General features: G+C 39.2%; 11 protein-coding genes. 1 reads left to right on the top strand and 10 read right to left on the bottom strand.

Features of this window, described 5'->3' with window-relative positions; genetic code table 11:
• The first annotated feature begins 104 nt into the window (after positions 1-104).
• A complete protein-coding gene (locus BUA72_RS18550; protein ID WP_072925045.1) occupies positions 105-1,328 on the top strand; it encodes a spondin domain-containing protein in 1,224 nt (407 codons plus the stop codon).
• An 82-nt stretch (positions 1,329-1,410) separates the two neighbouring features.
• Here the strand turns inward: BUA72_RS18550 and BUA72_RS18545 are convergent, their stop codons facing one another.
• From BUA72_RS18545 to BUA72_RS24260, 10 genes are all read right to left on the bottom strand, one after another.
• Complete coding sequence (locus BUA72_RS18545; RefSeq protein WP_083544249.1) at positions 1,411-4,518, bottom strand: non-ribosomal peptide synthetase family protein; 3,108 nt, start codon at positions 4,516-4,518, stop codon at positions 1,411-1,413.
• 424 nt (positions 4,519-4,942) lie between these two features.
• A complete protein-coding gene (locus BUA72_RS18540; RefSeq protein WP_072924506.1) occupies positions 4,943-6,478 on the bottom strand; it encodes a YifB family Mg chelatase-like AAA ATPase in 1,536 nt (511 codons plus the stop codon).
• Positions 6,479-6,656: 178 nt separating this feature from the next.
• A complete protein-coding gene (locus tag BUA72_RS18535) occupies positions 6,657-7,619 on the bottom strand; it encodes a T9SS type A sorting domain-containing protein (RefSeq protein ID WP_072924504.1) in 963 nt (320 codons plus the stop codon).
• 42 nt (positions 7,620-7,661) lie between these two features.
• Positions 7,662-9,056, bottom strand: coding sequence for an outer membrane beta-barrel protein (locus BUA72_RS18530; protein ID WP_072924503.1), 1,395 nt, complete (start codon positions 9,054-9,056; stop codon positions 7,662-7,664).
• On the bottom strand, positions 9,049-9,615 hold the full coding sequence (locus BUA72_RS18525) for an RNA polymerase sigma factor (protein WP_072924501.1): 567 nt from the start codon (positions 9,613-9,615) through the stop codon (positions 9,049-9,051). Before BUA72_RS18525 ends, BUA72_RS18530 begins: the two co-directional genes overlap by 8 nt.
• 96 nt (positions 9,616-9,711) lie before the next feature.
• Complete coding sequence (locus BUA72_RS18520) at positions 9,712-10,296, bottom strand: DUF4840 domain-containing protein (RefSeq protein WP_047451347.1); 585 nt, start codon at positions 10,294-10,296, stop codon at positions 9,712-9,714.
• A gap of 312 nt (positions 10,297-10,608) precedes the next feature.
• On the bottom strand, positions 10,609-10,917 hold the full coding sequence (locus BUA72_RS18515; protein WP_034724272.1) for a hypothetical protein: 309 nt from the start codon (positions 10,915-10,917) through the stop codon (positions 10,609-10,611).
• Between the two features lie 6 nt (positions 10,918-10,923).
• Positions 10,924-13,152, bottom strand: a complete 2,229-nt coding sequence (locus tag BUA72_RS18510) for a zincin-like metallopeptidase toxin domain-containing protein (protein WP_072924499.1) — start codon at positions 13,150-13,152, stop codon at positions 10,924-10,926.
• 163 nt (positions 13,153-13,315) lie between these two features.
• Positions 13,316-14,875: a hypothetical protein gene (locus BUA72_RS18505; protein WP_072924498.1), complete on the bottom strand. Its 1,560-nt coding sequence runs from the start codon at positions 14,873-14,875 to the stop codon at positions 13,316-13,318.
• A 35-nt stretch (positions 14,876-14,910) separates the two neighbouring features.
• Positions 14,911-18,576: a hypothetical protein gene (locus BUA72_RS24260; RefSeq protein WP_139259647.1), complete on the bottom strand. Its 3,666-nt coding sequence runs from the start codon at positions 18,574-18,576 to the stop codon at positions 14,911-14,913.
• Between the last annotated feature and the right edge of the window lie 123 nt (positions 18,577-18,699).

The following is an 18,699-nucleotide window of genomic DNA, read 5'->3' as shown; positions in this document are numbered from 1 at the left end:
AAAATAAATACACTGATTTTCAATACATTAAAAACAAATGAATGAAATTCCTGTCAGGATTTACCAACCTCCCCGACAGTAGTGGTGTAACAAAAATTTTATTTATGAAAAAAAACCTATTCAAAACAGCGTCGTTAGCAGCGGGAATACTGACAGCGTTTATTCTTAGCTCTTGTGATGATAATGACAATATGATGATGGAAAATACTTCTGTCCAAAGAACCATCACTTTTGAAAATGTGGTCACCCCAAAAGATTTTGTCGAAAGCGGAAGCTTTCAGGGGACAGGCAGCACGGTGATTTTGCCCGGGCAGTCAGCTTCTTTTACATTTAGTGCGGGAAAAACACAAGCTCTTATGTTGGCAACGATGTACGGAGCTTCCAAAGATTGGTTTTTTGCCTCAAAGCAGCCTGGAATTAAGCTATTTGATGACAATGGAAATGCGGTCATCGGAGATGTTTCTTCACAGGTACTATTGTGGGATAACGGAACAAAAAATGACATTTCCGGCCAGGTGGAAAGCAAACCTATTGCTCAGGTTCCAAATGTGAACGCTCCTCAACTGATGAAACTTAATCTTACGTACAATGACGTTTCTTCTGAATTTACACTGACCATCAGCAACAATTCCGGAGGAACAGCCAACGAAACTCCATTTTCGCCGGGCGTATGGGCAGTTTCAAATTACAATGGATCTCAACTTCTTAACAGCACTCCCTTTTTCACAGCAAATGCTTTATCAAATCCTGAAATTACGGATATAGCCCAGATGGGGAACATTAGCAAAATGATGATGAAACTTAATGCAAATACGGGAATTATGACAGGATTATCCCCTGCTTTAGTCGTTGTTTACACCGGTGATAAAAATCCTGTGTATGAATTAGGGCAGACGGATGCAGGAAAAGGATTAAAGGAAATTTCACAGTCTGGAAATGTTTCAAAACTTCAGACCAGCCTAAAAACTTTACCGAATGTTAAAGGTGTTTATGTGGCAGGAAGTGCACCTGTAGCTCCCGGAAGTAAGGTGATGACTCAATTTACGGCCGCTCCCGGAGATAAAATCGCCTATGTTACCATGTTTGGGTTCTCCAATGACTGGTTTTATGCTAATGAGCAAAGTATTGATGCCAATGCTAAAGGTGATCTTACTTCAAAAACTACCCTATTTGATTCCGGAACGGGAGTAGATCAATATCCCGGTGCAGGAAACAGACAGGCTTTATTCGGAGGAACACCGCAAAGTGAAAGCAAGCCTATTGCAAAAGTGGGAAGCATCTTTCCGGTTGCGGCAGTGCAGAATGTGATTAAAGTAACGATCAATTAACAATTTAAAAGTCTTTTAAATTCAATTCATAAAAATACCAGACAGCAAGACTGTCTGGTATTTTAGGCTATAAATAAAATAATTACGAAATAGGAATTCCTAAATAGTTAAGGTAAGCATCAAGCATTTTCTTATCAAATGCAGGTTCCTCAATTCCGGAATTTTCTAAGAACTGTATCACATTGGAACAATCCCAAACATACGTATTCTGATACAGCTCCACCGTGGAAAGTCCTTCATGCATATTATCCTTAAAGAGACTGGTCAGTGGATATAGCCTGTTTTTACTGTCATCTTCCCATTGTTTTCTCCATTCTTTATAAGGAAGTCCTTCAAGAGTCAGCGGATAATATTTCTTCAACAGCGCAAAGAAACTTTCCAGGGTAAGATTGGTTTCCGGTCTGGCGATAAGATTGAACTTTTTCCCTACTGCTTCTTTATTTTTTGTGATGTGAGCCATTGCTTTGGTCATATAATCTACCGTGATCAGTCCTTCCCTTAGCTCTGTCAGCAGAGGATAGGATTTAAATTCCACACAGTTTTTTACCAAACCGGACCACCACTGATAAGGCGCACTGGCACCTGTTTCACTGTGACACATCGCATAACCCAGACGGTAGGTGATCAGCGGAAGGCCTTCTTTAGCCGCGAGATCAGCGACTGCTTCCATCACCCATTTGCTTCTTACATAACCAATGTCTTTGCTTACAGACATCAGATTCTGGGCAATGTCATCACTTTCCAGCATAACTGTTTTACCAGTAAATACGTGTCCCCAGCTATAAACAGAAATGGTAGAAAGAAGGGCCAGACATTTAGTTTTTTCGGCGCCGGCGAGCTTTATAATCTCTCTTAATCCTTCCACATTTGGAGCCTTCATATAGGAATAAGGTTCAATAAAATTCACAGAACTTCCGGAATGATAAATAAGGTCCAGCATCCCCGCAAGGCTTTTAAACACCTCATCAGAAAGGCCCAGTAACGGAAGTGAAAGGTCACCAATTACCGGAATGATTCTTGGTTTCTGCTCTTCTTTCCGTTCAATATGATACTGTTTAAAACATCGGTCTATTTTCTCCACGGCATGAAATTCATCCTGAGCTCTCACCAGACAGTAAATATCCGCATCGGTCGTATTTAAAAGTTCCTGCAGAAGATGAATTCCTACAAATCCGGTCACTCCGGTCAAAAATATCGTCTTAGGTTTTTCCAATTGTTTAGGATCAAAACCGCCGGCAAAAACGGTTCCGGGAGCAAGGTAAACATCCTGTTGAAGAGCGACATAAGGTTCAACATCTTCCACGGGAATAGCTTCACGCGCTTCTTTAGCTCTGGTAATCAATTCATCTGCGAGCTGTTTCAATACCGGAAACTGGTAGATATCCCGCATATAAACTTTGGTATCAAGCTTTGAGTTCAACGCTGTAGCCACTATAGCCACGAGGAGAGAATTTCCTCCGATATCAAAAAAGTTATCTGTTATATTAATCACCGGACGCTCCAGTTCCTCTGACCAGATGTCTGCAATAATTCTTTCAGTCTCGTTGGTAGGCGGTTCTGTAGAAATAAGTTCTTTAGCCTCTTTATCTGCCAGTTCTTTCAGGAAATGAATGTCAGTTTTTCCATTCGAAGTAAGGGGTATCTTATCCACACTTACAATTTGCGCAGGAATCATGTAGCCGGGTAATTCTTCTTTTAACTGCTGCCTTACCCACGCTGCATCTGCTTTTGCATCCGATTTAAATACGATAAACGCAACGATGTATTTATTGCTTCCCGCATGGTCTTTAGTGATTACTGCGGCTTCCTGTATTCCATCCAAACGGGCAAGCGTACGTTCTATTTCTCCCAGTTCCACGCGGAATCCACGGATTTTCACCTGATTGTCTATTCTTCCTAGAAATTCAATATCGCCGTCCGGTTTCCAGCGGGCGAGATCTCCGGTTCGGTACAGTTTTTCGTTTTCCCTGAACGGACTCGCAATGAATTTTAACGCAGTAAGTTCTTCATTATTGAGGTAACCTTTGGCAAGAATATTTCCTCCGATGTATAATTCTCCGACTGCTCCAACAGGCAGAAGTTCATAATTTTCACTTAAAATGCAAGCCTTTGCATTGGCAACCGGTTTACCGATGGAAGAAACATAGGCTCCATTGATGTCTTTTACTTTTTTAAAAGTTGCATAAACCGTGCATTCCGTAGGCCCATAATAATCGATCAGTTCATAACTCAATTCGCTGGTAAGAACAGGCTTTAATTTTTCACCTCCTGTAAAAAGGTATTTGAGCTCCAGATCTGTATAATTTCTGGTTTCAGCTACGACAGAGGGAACCAGAACAGTGGGTACAAATCCGTGAGTAATGCGGTTTTTACGGTAATACTTCACCAGTTCTGAAGCTTCTACCCGGTCTTCATTGCCTGCGATAAAAAGTACGGCACCGGCAGTAAGTGCCGACCAGGTTTCCCATACTGAGATATCAAATGCCAGTCCGGCGACAAGCGTAAGGCGTGAGGTATGATCAACATGAAAATAATGGTTGTGCCATGTGACCAGATGCTGGATGCTGTGATGAGAGATCATAACCCCTTTTGGATTTCCTGTAGACCCGGAGGTGTAGATCGTATAGGCCAACGCATCCTGATGAGGCGTGATATCCGGCTGCTCCGGAGAAAACCCGGCAAGGCTTTCCATCTGATCCAGATAGAAAATTTCAGTCTTGATCCCGTTCGGCAGGAGATTTCCCCGTGACGGGTCGGTCAGTATGATTTCTGCTGAGGCGTCTGCAAGAATATATTCTACACGCTTAACTGGATAAGCAGGATCTATCGGTACATAAGCGGCACCGGTTTTCAGAATTCCCAAAATGGCAATAAGCCATTCTAATGAACGGTCCAGCCATACCGGAACATACATTTCCTCTTTTATTCCTTTTTCTAAGAGAGCATTGGCCAATTGATTACTTTTCAGATCAAGTTCCCGATACGAAATCTGTTTACCCTGATAAACAGCAGCAGTATTTTCAGGATGAAGAGCTACCTGCTTTTTGAAAAGGGAAACCAGCGTTTCTTCTTTGGGGTAATCCCAGTTTGTGGTATTGAAATCATTAAGAAGTTTTTCACGGTCTTCTGAAGATAAAAGAACCGGCACACCGGCCGGCTGCCCCGATGGGTTTGATAAGGTATTTGGCATATTAGTTTTTTCGTTTTTGGTTAATGATAAAGATCGGAATGATCTGCATGCATAGCAGAACCTTAAACGTGTTTAAAAACAGTCTATTACAATTCAACCGGTAAAGAATAGGATTAATTCTTCAGGAACGTTATTTAATTTAGGCTCTCCTAAGTTCCATTAATTGATTTTTCTTTCATAATGTAATATTTTTAAAAATTTGGTAATCAAATTTAACATAATATTTTGCATCATGAGTTAAATAAATATAAATCTTCCCATTGAAGAGAATTAATTCAAATCATAAAACCAATCATTTTAGACTGTATTTAGGAGAAAATTAAATCGAAACACCAAAATCAATCAAGATTAAATACTTAAAATAAGAGATTTTTATAAAGAAGACAGGATTATTGAAATTAAGTATTTATTGCACAATTCAGAATTATACATTCCAAAACTCACGGTCCAGACTTCTGTATTGAATCGCTTCTGAAATATGATGGGAAAGTATAGGTTCAGATCCCTCCAGATCGGCGGCCGTTCTGGCCACTTTCAGGATCCGGTCGTAAGCTCTGGCGGAAAGGTTCAGCTTTTCCATCGCCATCTTGATGAGGTTCAGTGATGTTTCGTCCAGACTGCAGAAGGCCTCAATTTCCTTTGGACCTATCTGAGCATTATAGCTGATATTAAGATCTTTATACCGTTCATTCTGAATATTGCGCGCTTTTAGAACGCGATCCCGGATATCTGAACTCTTCTCCCCTTTCCTTTTTTCAGCAAGCTGTTCAAATTCAACTTTCTGTACTTCAATATGAATGTCGATCCTATCTAATAAAGGTCCGGATAATTTATTCATATATCGCTGCATTTCATAAACGGACGAAGTATTCCCCGGATCATCGGGAAAAAAGCCACTGGGACTTGGATTCATGGATGCAATGAGCATAAAACTCGCAGGGTAGTTGACGGTAAATCTGGCTCTTGAAATGGTGACTTCACGGTCTTCAAGCGGCTGTCTCATGACTTCCAAAACCGTTCTTTTAAATTCCGGCATTTCATCCAGAAATAAAACTCCGTTGTGGGCGAGAGAAATTTCTCCGGGCTGAGGATAACTTCCGCCTCCTACCAGCGCCACATCCGAAATCGTGTGATGCGGTGAACGGAAAGGACGAACCGTCATGAGGGACGTTTCTGCTCCTATTTTTCCTGCGACAGAATGTATTTTAGTGGTTTCCAAAGCTTCTTTGAGGGTGAGAGGAGGTAAAATTCCCGGAACTCGTTTGGCCAGCATGGTTTTTCCACTGCCCGGAGGCCCAATCAATATAATGTTATGTCCTCCTGCCGCAGCGACTTCCATGGCTCTTTTTGCGGTTTCCTGTCCTTTAACTTCAGAAAAATCGAAGGGAAAATCATTGATCTTTTCCTGAAATTCTTTTCTGGTATCTAATATGATTCTTTTAATTGGTTTTCCTTCATTAAAAAAATCGATTACTTCTTTGATATTCTCAGCGCCGTATACTTCAAGACTGTCTACAATAGCGGCTTCCCGGGTGTTCTGCATGGGAAGAATAATCCCTTTAAAACCTTCTTCTCTGGCCTGTATGGCGATAGGAAGCACTCCTTTAATCGGCTGCAGGCTTCCGTCTAATGACAGTTCGCCCATGATGATGTAATCCTGGATATTTTCGGCGAGAATCTGATCTGAAGCGGCCAATATTCCAATAGCGATGCTGAGGTCATAAGCAGAGCCTTCTTTCCGAAGGTCTGCGGGAGCCATATTGATGGTAATTTTCTTCCCTGGAATTTTGTACCCGACATTTCTTAATGAGGCGGAGATCCTGTAGCTGCTTTCTTTAATAGCATTATCAGGGAGCCCAACCAGATGATAGCCTACTCCTCCGGTGTCTACATTCACTTCAATAGTAATGGTTTGTGCCGCAACTCCATGGATGGCACTTCCATAAATTTTTACCAGCATGATTGTGTTTTTGGTAAAATTAGAGAATATAATTTTTCAAAATTTGGTCTTTAAAATTGACAGATTTAAGCTTCTTCATCCATTTTATAAAAAATTTCAACAAAAAGACAAACCGGTACAGACTGTCTCTATACCGGCTCATCAGCGATTAAAAAAAACTAACTCAGGATGTGTTCTATTACTTTTTTATGAACTTATTCTTGTAGGTATTTCCTTCCGTATCTTTAGAAAGAATCATATAATTTCCGGGAACCAGACGGCTTACATCTATCGGTTCGCTATAGTGATGACTGTTTTTCTGCAGTGCTACTTTTCCGGACATATCCATGATGGTGACTTCTTTATATTTCTTATCGGAATCTTTTCCGATGTACAGGAACTGCGCCGTAGGATTCGGATATATTTTAAGCGTATTTTCTTTGCGCTTTGTTTCGCCTGTTGCCAGCGTGCACTGTTCAAAGTTTCCGAAATTCAGCTTTATAAAATTTCCTGTGCCTAAAAATTCACACTGATCCGGACAATACTCGGTACAGGCATAGAATCCAAATACTCCGGAATCTGTTGCTGTATATGAATCTCCGGTTACTCCATTGATGACACAAGGATCTCCCGGCGAAGGCGGCGGGCTGTTCGGAATACATCTGTACCACACGTGGTTTCCGTAGAGATCAGGAAATACATCATCAAATCTCACTGATGCTCCGGCACAAATATTATATTCTCCATCTCCCAAATCCTGAAAAGTTCCGGGGGTAAAAGTGCTGAGCATCGCGGGAAGAGCATAAGCAAATCCATCTGCCATCACCGCCGGACTTTCTGCGGAACAGTCGCCTTCTGTAACCTGTACTTTAAAATAATACAGCTGGTCATCATTCCCATTGATGGTCAATGTTTGTGAAGTGGCTCCCGGAATTGCCGTCCAGGGATTGTTGTTGGGCATCTGCCATGTCCACTGCTGTTTGTACCATTGATAACTTCCAAATGTTTGGGTAGAAAGTGTCTCTGTTTCGGTATTACAGAACACGATCTTATCCGGAAATTTTACGCCCAGTCTGGGACTGGTAATGGTAGGATTACACTGTGCTTTCATATTCATTAGGGCCATGAATAGTACAGCCAAAAAAATCAGTTTGGTTTTCATATTTAAATATTTTAATGGTTTGGTTTAGCTTTTTTAGTGAAATCAGTCCAGTAACAGTCTGATTCCGAACTTCATATTAAAGTTTAATGGTTTTTCTTTGTAAATGGTATTAAGCTGGCTGTCATTTTTGAAATGATACCCTATTCCCGGCTCAGCATAGATTCCGATTTTATCTATAATTTTCACCTGAAGACCTACCGCGGAACTCACAGAAAACTGTACCGGTTTCACATCCAGACGCTCGTCCTGAGTTTCCGTCACCTCATCATTGACTATATATTTTGTCCTAAGTTTTCCTGCCACTGCTTTTTCAGCAAGCACTCCGCCGGTTACGTATCCTGTAAATCTTCCTTTCTGAATCACATTATAATTGACCTGAACCGGAATACCGATATAATGAATGCTCTGTTCGCCTTTTATATAATTGGAGTTGCTTCCGGAATGCAGTTCCGAGGTAAGTTTCGTATAACTGACTCCGGTTCCTATTCCCCATCTTTTTCCGATATTATAATACATGGACAATCCAAATGTCACAGGAATTTTATGCCTGATTCTCGCTTCCACTTCTTTACTTTGGTTGGCCAGCAGAACTTCCGTAAGCGGATCGGCTTCTGTACCTGACATAAATACATCACTGAAAGTCATGGGACTTCCGCTGATGGAAGCGTACCCCGGAAACTTCTGATCGGATGAGTTGGAGGAAACATTTCCTGTAAGCATGCTTAGCATCCAATTTTTGGATTGGCGCCCTGAAGGTTTAGGTTTCTCAGTAGCAGCCATCTTTTCATGAAGTTCATTTTCAGTTTTGTTGAAAATTTCCTCAACTTCTTTTTTGTCTTTTAATACCGGATTCTCATTAGTTGAAGGAAAAATATTTGTGGGTTGGGTTTCTTTCGTTAAGAGTTCAACTCCTTTTTCCTTTTCATGAGATCCTGAGATCACTTTATCGTAATCAAGTCTCTGCCCCAATACATTTTTTAAAATTTCTTTAAAGCTTGCCTTATCGGTCAATATATTTCCTACATGACCGTATTTTTCAACTTCACTCGTTTTTGTCTTGTCATTGGTATCTGCAGTTACAGGATCTGTGGTCTTTTTTCCGGTTAATGTACTGTCATCAACATTTTCAGCTCTTTTTGTAATCTGAGGACCGCTCTTCTCTGCATTCATATCCAGTAATAATTTTCCGGTAAAGAATAACATGGCAATAGCAGCAGCAATTCCTCCGACACGGTACCATAGGGATTTTCTGCTTGTAACAGAAGGATTTATGTTTTCTTTTTCATCATCAGCTCCAAGCATCATGGCTCCGGCCATTCCGTTTTCTTCCTCTTCAGAAAAAAGCTCATCTTTTATATCTTCCCACAGCCCATCCGGAATATCCTCTTCGTGGTCTTCCATTTTCCTGTGAAGGTCATTTAGCCACTGATTATTCATATTGTGCTTTTTTTGACATTTTATACTCTTTAATTTTCTGGACAAGCAGTCCTTTAGCCCGGTGAAACTGGGAGGCGGAGGAGTTTTCTGCTATACCTAAAAGCCCTGCAATCTCCTTGTGGCTTTTCTTCTCAAATACAAACAGGTTAAAAACCGTTCTGTAGCCATCCGGGAGCGACCGTATCATTTTCATAATGGCAGCCTGCGGAATTTCCTCCAGATCAGGTTCTTCCTCATTGGGGATATCAGGAAATTCAGCCAGATCTGTTTCTGTGGTCATGCCGGAATGTTGCTTTATATGTTTCAAAGATTCATTGACCGTGATCCGCATCATCCATGCTTTCAGGGAACCGCTTCCTCTGTATTCGAATGTTTCAATAGACCTGAACATTTTGATAAAACTGTTCTGAAGAACATCATGAACATCATCTTTTCCCGGAACATAACGAGCGCAGACCCCGGCAAGATTTCCGGAATAGGTTCCGAAAAGTTCTTTCCAGGCAGCTTCTTCCTTCGTGAGAAGGCGTCTTATCAAAATCTGCTCTTTGTTTTCTTCCATGTATGGGTAAGGTCCGGTTTAGCGGCCGGTTAAAATTTTAAGCAAAAATAGACTGCATCCGGCAAAACACAATCTATTTTTCATATGATCTGTCTATTAATTAATCCTAATACAGTATGGAAAGTTGTAGTAAATTGCTTCAAAAGGGCTCACAACCGTTGTTCCGTCTACCGTAATCTTTTCTGCTGCCAAAACAAATCTCAGCGTATAATCCAGTCCTATGAAATATCCTTTCTGCTTGGTCACCAGGGTAACGACTGCCTTTTTATTGACCCCGTCCACCGGAATCTGAAGTTCCAGCTCCTTTGGAACAAAAGTGAGTTCCACCCAGTTTTTCTCAGCATTTAATACAGAGGTGTAATTTAGCTTGTATTTCACTTTTCCCATAGCAGCCAATGCGGTCTCTGTTTTTATGGGATCTTTCACCACGGCTTTCACAATTTCTTTGATGGGAAACTCCGGAAATGTAAGGGTATCTTTCTTTATTTTAAAATCTACTACTTTCTCTCCTCTGCTCTCTCCCTGCACGGTAATCAGTCTTCCTTTATAATCCCCATAGACATTTTCAAGCTTTACCGGTGGTACTTCTATCCTGTCCTCATTCATGCATGAGAACAGGGAGAAGATAATTGAGATCACCAAAACGGTAGTAATCACCTTAAGTACTATTAAATTCTTCATTTCATTATTTTTTTTAACATTAAACATTAATTGTATTGAGTACTCATCTATAAAATCCCTTTTTGAGAAAATCTTGCATGAGGTTTTGAAAAAAAGAATGAAACAACACGGTAACCCACTGATTTTAAGGCGATAAATTTTTATTTTTTTATTTTTTAAAAATGAGAAACCAGCGTGGTTTGCACGCTGGTTTTGAAAGTAAATATCATTTTTAATTACTAGAGAATAGATATTTCGTAAATATATCTTTCTTTAAATCCAATAATATATGCATCGCTTTTTAGCTTATCTATCAATAAAAATTATTGCTGCCTATGGTCTTTTTTCTATAATAAAATATTTATCTTTATCTTCATTATACTCTATTACAATAGAACCATTACGTATGGATATATCATTTTTCACTATTCCAGTATCAGCATCAATCATTAAATTTCCATAAATATGTCGATCAAAGTCTTCAAAACCATATGGAAAACTTAACAACCAACAATTAAAATCATGATATTTTCCTCTTTCTAAATACTTAACATCAATCTTAGCATTGTTGTCATAATTAAAATTTATATCAGACATTACTTTTAACCCTATAGCTAATGCGTCTTCTTCTGTTAAATTCATAGTTTTCTATTTTAATAATTTTTCTAATTCATCTATTATTTTTGGTTCTGCTCCTTGTCTTAAGCATTCATCTCTGTAATACTTATATGAGTCAATTAGTTCCTGTTTTGTCCAACGGTGCTTTTGTTTCCAAACTCTTTGCCAAACCAATTCTTCCAATTTCCAATTAGGTATATTATGATATTCTTCAAAACCAAATTTTTTAAAATCATCAATATGCCACATTTCATGCTGTATTGTAAGTTCTGTTGCATCAGCTCTGAGAAACATTATAGGTGGAATTTCATGTGTTCTACAACTTGCTAAAATATCGTTTGGATAGTTGGTCCATCTTCTATACCTTTCTGGATGACTGTTTTTAGTAACAACTTCAACTTTTAATCCAATATCAGAATATCTTTTTTCGATTTCTTTTGCTATTTGCCTTAACGTACTTCTTCGATACCTTTGCCCCCCACCAGAACCTTTTTGAGCCTTCCTGAAAACTTCTTCTTCATCACCAGGAAGATAACCTTTATTTTTTTTCCTTACTAACCTTTCCTGCCTTCTCCCATTCTTCTCCTTCACCCTCCTTTCCGAAGGTGTCAAAGCATGATCCGCCACTTCATCTCCAAAACCAAAAACCTCATCTAAAACTTTCCCTAATTTAGAGAAAATTTCTTTTGTTCCTTTTTTAAATTCGCGAAGGAGCATGCCAATAAACTCCATAATCCTTGTCAGAAAATTTCCAGCCTGTGTAATCGCTTTGGAAATCTTCTCCAATGGGTTTAAGATAAAGCTTTCCACTGTTTTAGCCAACTTAGCCACAGCTGCTGCTCCACCGGTAAGAAGAGTTTCTACGATAATGTCTATAATGATCCCAATGATATAGCCGTAATAATAAGCCGCTTTCTCTAAAGTAAACTGAGGTACTTTTTCATCAATCCACATTACAAGGCGGATAATAGTTCTTATCTGAAATGTAATGCACTGCTTAAAAAAGTCTACATAATCAAATTTCATGATTCCTTCCATCAGATCTTCCATCAGTTCAAGAAACATTTCACCATATTCAACTTTGCGATCATTCACTTTATCCATGGCAGCCACTGCTTTGAAGATAAAACCTATAATTGAAAAAATTCCGGCAATAATATCAATGAGACTGTTATAAATTCCGCAAAGAAAAGCATTGACCGACTGATAACTTCTGTGGATGACATGTTGCATTCCCATAAGCGGATCAATAAGAAATTCTTCTATCTTATCGATCTGCTTGAAAAATAAATCCAAAGACTGTTTTATTTTCTTAAAGATAAAAGCAGGAAAGAAGCTTTCCCCATTGCTCAAGAGATTATTAAAATCTGCTTTAACTCCGTTTATCCTTTCAAATAAGGATTTAATGATCTTGGAATTTATTTTCTTCTGTCCTTCCAGTTTTTCATATGGATTGCCGGGAGTTGTATGTTCATAAAATTTTTTAAGCTCTTCATAAAGTGCATCAGGGATAAATGCAGGATCGTATTCCCCTTCTTTAGCATCCGGATTCCAGCCGTTTTCTGAAATTCTTAACTTAGCGACGTTATCTGCGATACCCTCAATAAAAAAATGAGCAGCTCCCTCTAGGATTTCCTGTTTAAAAAAGCTGAAGATTTGCCCTACACTGGCATCTTTTAAACCCAAAAGCCAGCTGACAAAACCTACTTTATTTCTATAAATACCATTTTTAATCAGGTCTTCAAGTGCTTTTGGAGAAACGGCCACTTCATGCTTCCTTGTAAAAGTCAGTATATCATTGAATGGTAACTCTTTATTTTTTGCAAGATCCGCTCCGGCCACAACGCGCATTACTGTACTGTAATTATATTCGTCATTGATTTCCAGGAAAAGAATCAGCTGTTTACTGCCGGGCAAAGCTTCCATATAGCGCTGAAGAAGGAATGCACCGTTTTTACTTGCAAAAAGAACAACATCAATTCCTCCGATCATTTGACTAAACCTGCTTTTATACACCACTACTTCTTCGATATTTCCTCCGAACACCGGTTCATCTGAATAAATCTGAAAACCATTGCCCTCCATTACGGGTTTGCCACTGTAATAGGTATTGGCGATCTGTTTTGCTGTGAGCTGTTTAAGCTCTGGAGGAGAGGTCAAAACTGGAAAAGTAGAACCGGGGAATTTTGCAGACTCGCCCTTTAAAAAGGAATTCAAAGAATTTCCAGCTAAAGGATTATTTAATATTTCTAAACTCATTTTGTGATTTTTAAGTGTTTAAAAAGGCAGAGCATTACGCCCTGCCATCAATTCATATTTCCTAGGAAAGCTTATCCAGCTGTTCTTTGTGGGTTTTCAATGCTGTTAAGCATTTCCTTAATGTTTTCCGGTATTATTAAATGTTCATTCATAATTTTAGATTTTAAAAAGTGTATATCTCTTTAATTCTCATGCTGATATACTTTGGGACAGCGGAAGCATATGCTGAATTCTGAAAAATTGCAGCGATGTAGAATGCTGTTCCATTAGGTATTGTAACATTGTCTATATAAGTTGTAGGAGCTGTCCCTCCCCCAAGTCGCGTCTGGAATATACGCGTGAGTACATTTCCTCTCTTTATAAAGGTCATCACAGCAGTTTGATTATATTCAAGAGGCGTCAATGCTGGTCCATTATAATTCGTCCATCTCATATAGTCCAGCCTGATTCCAATATCTGCTCCACCAACACAATCATTGTTTAAGTCATTATGATTAGGTACGGCCGACAGCCCGAAAGTATTGGTATTGATATTACCGTTTACCCAATACATAGGAATCTCGAATTCAAAATAAAAATCAGAATTTGCCGGAAATATCGGAGTTTGTGTTTTCGCCTTAAACAAGTACGAAGATTCATCCGCATTTGATTTAACGTTTGCATCTAATCCGTAATACACTGTATTTCCGGTGGCATACATTTTTGAAGTTACTACATCATTATACACCTTTGTATTCCAGGTTAAAGTTGAAGGATCTATTGTCGTTACAGTATCAACCAACTGAAAGTTTACAGGCGTTGTATATTCTGCCACTCCGTTTCTTAGTTTTACTTTATACGTTCCAAGAGACAATGAAAATAAATTAGCCCAAAATACCAAATCCAGTCCCGAGGTATAGAGCTGTACCTGTGAGGAAGGAATATTTAAAACAACATTCCCGTTAAGATCTACAATGTCAACCTGAAAATTGGTAGGATTGAGATTGAGATTGGCTCCTTTCAATGAAATGTAGCTTATATTATTTTTCTTTTTAATGATAACCGGGTTAATAATTGCTACACTCATTGTTACGGTAGTCCAACCGCCATTCATGAGGGTCCTCCATGATGTTTTCTCGGTTTCAGTCAACTGGTTCGGAAGATTCATAAATGCTCCCTTTCCGTTTGATTTTCCCATTCTGCCGGATGCATTCTGAGACAATAACATATTAAAAGTTGCATCACTTGATACATCACCTAAACCGCTAATGGAATAGTAAAGTCCAGAAGTATTAAGTGTCCAGTTGGCTCCTAATGTCAATCCTGCGCCGGACACGGTAGTTAGAGAGGAGTTTGCAACATTTTTTCCCAAATCCCCTGCAGGCAGTTTTGCCGTGTTCCCGTTTCCATCCAGGCCTATCACTTTTGTAAAGTTCTGGGTGTTTCCGTCAATTAGTGGAACATTAAGTTTCTGATCCAGATTCTCATTCATATTTTTATTGAATTGAGCCTGATTTGAAAATCCCTCTGACACCAGATCTGGATCAGAAATTTTAACGAGGCTATCCTTAAGATCCTGGGCAGAAGAATCTGTAGCATGCGTTTTCATATCGCCGTTTTCATCAATGGCATAGTCTGTATAAGTAGCTGCACCGGGTGCAGCTACTTGGTAAATGACATTGTTTTCTCTTTCTCCTTGCGGAGGCAATACACTTACCCTAATAATTTTTCCTATCGTAGACATATTTGTGTTGTTTTAATTGATTGCGATTGATTGTTTTATTTCCAGTCTCCGGAAATTACTTTTGTGGCAGTAGTTGCAGTCTCCTGAACCCCCAAAAGATTAGTATTGTGTTCGAAATTGAATTTCTCCTCAGTAATTACTTCTGAAGGCACTTCAAAATCATCCGGATTTTCTGTGCTGAATGGCAGCGCATGTCTTACTTTCAGCCCGATACTTTCAGCCTGAAGAATATTCAGAGCTGTAGGAAGTCTTGTAATCCATGCCTTTCCCTGTTTCAGACCTTTTGGTTCTTTCATTTCATCCGCAATTGACAGATAAAGTTCATCTCCAATGACAGGAACTTCACCACCATTCCAGATTTTTCCGGTTGCCAAGTAGAACTGTACTGTTTCTTCAAATCCTGGTCGTACCGTCACCACTACCCTGGCCATCCCACTCTGCATGAAGGCTCTGAATAAAGGATCCGCATCTTCAGACTGGTAAAGGTTCACCCAGTTTTGCTTGCTGCCCCAGTAATAAGGGTACAGATTATAAGAAAGATTTTCCCATTCAAAAGCCTGCTCCATAAATTTCACAAAAGCAGTGTATTTGTCCAGACTACCATTTAAAACGGTTTCATAGTTGTTGAAAGAAGAACCACTGGTCAGCCCTTCCAGACCATATCCATGGGTAGATCCTGAGGCTCTGTCTGCCATGTAAGAAATACAGTTTTTACGCAAAATGGTATTCTCAATCTGACGATAGAACATTGGATTTGAACCTTTGATTTCTACGCCCTTGCTCTTTTCTTCTGTAAGCTTATTATTGTATTCTACCAACGCATCTTCGTAAGCATCCATAATGGCTTTAAATACTTTTTGATACCATGCATTTTTAGCTTCCTGTGTCAATTGAAGATCAACTACACAATTTGCTGTTCCTGAGAAAATCTCATAAAAAGTAGCTGAAATAGGAACTGCTTTAGAATAAGGCTTAGCAAAAGATTTTCTTGGATAAAATTTTAACTGTGACCAGAACCCATGATGGAAGAAATCCTGATCTCCTACCATAATACACATCGCAGATTCACTGCTGTCTCCTGCTGCACTATACCCCGCCAAACAGCTTACTGCTACATAGCCATCCGGAATCTGAATTTCATCTTTAAAAGCAGCATTCTGAATAGCACTATGCTCATCTGTAAACTGACCGCTTAACGATTTTCCTATGCTGTAGTTTTCAATAGGTTTTTCAGGAACTTCCACATTGTATTTTGATGCCCAGTATTTTAGAACAGCATCTGTTGCTAGCGCATCATAGTTTTTCATTGGCATGCCAACTGATGTTCTCGGATCTTCCGGTTTGATCAGATCGATCTGGTCAGGGGCTTTCTGAGACTTCATCCCCAATAAATGTAATTTAGCCGGTTCAGGAACCATGAATTCAAACATCATTCGCTTACCGTAATTGTAGATCTGATTTTTCATCAGTTTATCTACCCATCGGTAAACACCTACTACATTTTTATCGCCCTTTCGGTTATCAAATCCGTGAGAATTGTTTTCCTCAAATTCCTCAACAATTTTTTCGATCCTCTCTTCATGGACTTTTGTTACAATCCTGTCCATAGCTCTTGCCGTAATATCCTGAGCCTGTGTGACAGCCTGCCTCGTACTTTCATCTTTAGAACGGTGATTCGCATAATTTGCGCCAGCGCTCACTGAAAACATTTTACCACCATAGCTGGCATTGACAAAACCTGCAAAATCATTGGACTCCTGTAGAACCTTGGAAACTTCAGACTGCATTTCAAAACGGTTAGCCGTCGTAGTATCTGAAAGCTGCTCTCTTTCGGTATCAGAAGATGAAGTGGTGGTATTTTCGCTTCTTCTTAATTTTCGGGTAGATTTCTCACGATATTCTCTCGCCATGATATTCTCAATATGAGCCACTTCTCCCTCTACATAAGCATGGGTACTCTGCTCAACTTTCAGATAATCAGCAATTCCGATCTGTTTGAAGCCAAATCCTGAAGGAATAAAATTCTGTTCCTCATTAATTGGTATTACAGGATGGTCTGTGTCTTCAATTTCCAATTCAAACTTGGAAGAAATACAGCCTCTTATAGTAATTCCCGGTGTTTTAAAGTGAGCTACGCGACCATTGGTAAAAGATATTCTAAGATCAAAAGAAGCGCCCTCAAACATGGCAAATTCTACACCCTGCCCTAAAAGATCATTTAAGAAAATAGTATTCCCGTTTCTGGATTTTACAAAATTAGATCCTGTTTGAGTAGGCAGGCTCCCACTAACTAATTCATAATAGACGTCTGAAACATCCCAGGAAGCATCAGGAACATTTAATGACATGGTAAGTCCAAATAGCTTATAAATTCCTTTTGGGCACAACTGATAAGTAAATGGTACTGCCGCAGCTTTTGCCATTGGAACAATAACACCTCCGATACTTGTATACACTTCTGTATTCGCTTCTGTATTTTCGGCAATAACTTTGTTGCTTTTTTCTCCGGCCTCTGTGATCAGAGAAGTGATTTCTGAAAACGTATTTCTTCCTTCCAGTAGTTGATTCAGGTCAGGTGCTCCCGCCTTCTCTACACGTTCTTTATCTGTTGATTCACGTTGGAAATCGTACCCTAAAATATCCAGTAAGGTATCCATATTTTCAGGTTTCAATGCCCTTGTAAGATATTCTGCTTCAATTTCAGTACGGAATTGAAAATTAAATTTAGGTAATACAGGTTCAGGAACTCTCGGAATTTGCTGGCAAGGATCTTTCGGATCATAAGGTACACCAGGAGTTCTAGTAGGACAGTATTTTTCTCTGACGGCAGCTACTTCCTTATTGTAATTATCAATAATCTGTGCTATTTCAGACTGATACTGTTCATATTGAGTTTCATATTCTTTCTGATATTCATCTCTGTACTGTTTTTCCAGAAGAGAGAAATTCTTTGTCAGTTTCCCATACCTTTCAAGTTTTACCTTTCCTTCCGAAATAAGCTGTTGCTTTCTCATTTCCTCATTGGGAGTTGTTTCCTTAAACTCATTGCCTTCTATCTTTGAAAGCCTCTGAGGCCCTGAAGCCGTATTTTCATCCAGCATCAGTTCTTTAGGGAGCACAACCTTAGCATCCAGTAAAAGTTTTAGCTCCTCTTCATTGGCTGCAGAATAAACATGCTGTACCAAAAGAACCTGCATAACTACTTCTTTAATATAAAAATCTTTTTGAGCGACAACCTGATAAATAAGGTTATTCCAAAGGTCTATCCTTTCAGGTGTGGGATACAACTGGTTAAATTCACCTCCATATATTCTGGCTTTTTTTGCCTCAAACTCTGCATATGTACACGTATTTTTATTTTTTACGAGCCATGCCCCAAATTGAACATCTCTGGAATAAATTCTTTTGAAACCTTCAAGATTATATTCACTATTAGGTCCGGAAGAAATACATTTTGGGTTGTTCGCAAAATTCGCGGCACATTCAAGCAATTTTCTATGTTTCGACCCTGATGCACTATTGACTACGGGCTTATAAAAAGTTTCATTCTCTTTTAATTCCTGAGGAAAAAGAATAAATCTTTTATTCTGTTCATTTTCATCAGACAGTTGCGGGCTTCTTAAGCTTACAAATCGGAAAAGCGTCTGTGACGGAGTGTTTTCTGCCGGTAATTCAGCAGCATTGTTTTCAATGTTGTTCATTTTGTAATTTGATTTGGGTTGTATTAATTGATAAGATTGAATGTCATTTGTATCATAATGACTTCTGAAGTGAGCCTTATTTTTTTAGGTGGTATCCGGCCGGAGATCTCCACCCTTGGTTTT

Origin of the sequence: Chryseobacterium sp. OV279 (genome assembly GCF_900128945.1) — a bacterium.
In the GTDB taxonomy this organism is placed as follows: domain Bacteria; phylum Bacteroidota; class Bacteroidia; order Flavobacteriales; family Weeksellaceae; genus Chryseobacterium.
The sequence above is the reverse complement of the archived record's forward strand: the minus strand, read 5'-3'. Positions and strand labels throughout refer to the sequence as shown.

What these genes read in the sequence shown, in the direction of transcription:
- BUA72_RS18550 (WP_072925045.1), top strand. Translation starts at nt 105, where the DNA reads ATGAAAAAAAACCTATTCAAAACAGCGTCGTTAGCAGCGGGAATACTG.
- BUA72_RS18545 (WP_083544249.1), bottom strand. Translation starts at nt 4,518, where the DNA reads ATGCCAAATACCTTATCAAACCCATCGGGGCAGCCGGCCGGTGTGCCG.
- BUA72_RS18540 (WP_072924506.1), bottom strand. Translation starts at nt 6,478, where the DNA reads ATGCTGGTAAAAATTTATGGAAGTGCCATCCATGGAGTTGCGGCACAA.
- BUA72_RS18535 (WP_072924504.1), bottom strand. Translation starts at nt 7,619, where the DNA reads ATGAAAACCAAACTGATTTTTTTGGCTGTACTATTCATGGCCCTAATG.
- BUA72_RS18530 (WP_072924503.1), bottom strand. Translation starts at nt 9,056, where the DNA reads ATGAATAATCAGTGGCTAAATGACCTTCACAGGAAAATGGAAGACCAC.
- BUA72_RS18525 (WP_072924501.1), bottom strand. Translation starts at nt 9,615, where the DNA reads ATGGAAGAAAACAAAGAGCAGATTTTGATAAGACGCCTTCTCACGAAG.
- BUA72_RS18520 (WP_047451347.1), bottom strand. Translation starts at nt 10,296, where the DNA reads ATGAAGAATTTAATAGTACTTAAGGTGATTACTACCGTTTTGGTGATC.
- BUA72_RS18515 (WP_034724272.1), bottom strand. Translation starts at nt 10,917, where the DNA reads ATGAATTTAACAGAAGAAGACGCATTAGCTATAGGGTTAAAAGTAATG.
- BUA72_RS18510 (WP_072924499.1), bottom strand. Translation starts at nt 13,152, where the DNA reads ATGAGTTTAGAAATATTAAATAATCCTTTAGCTGGAAATTCTTTGAAT.
- BUA72_RS18505 (WP_072924498.1), bottom strand. Translation starts at nt 14,875, where the DNA reads ATGTCTACGATAGGAAAAATTATTAGGGTAAGTGTATTGCCTCCGCAA.
- BUA72_RS24260 (WP_139259647.1), bottom strand. Translation starts at nt 18,576, where the DNA reads ATGAACAACATTGAAAACAATGCTGCTGAATTACCGGCAGAAAACACT.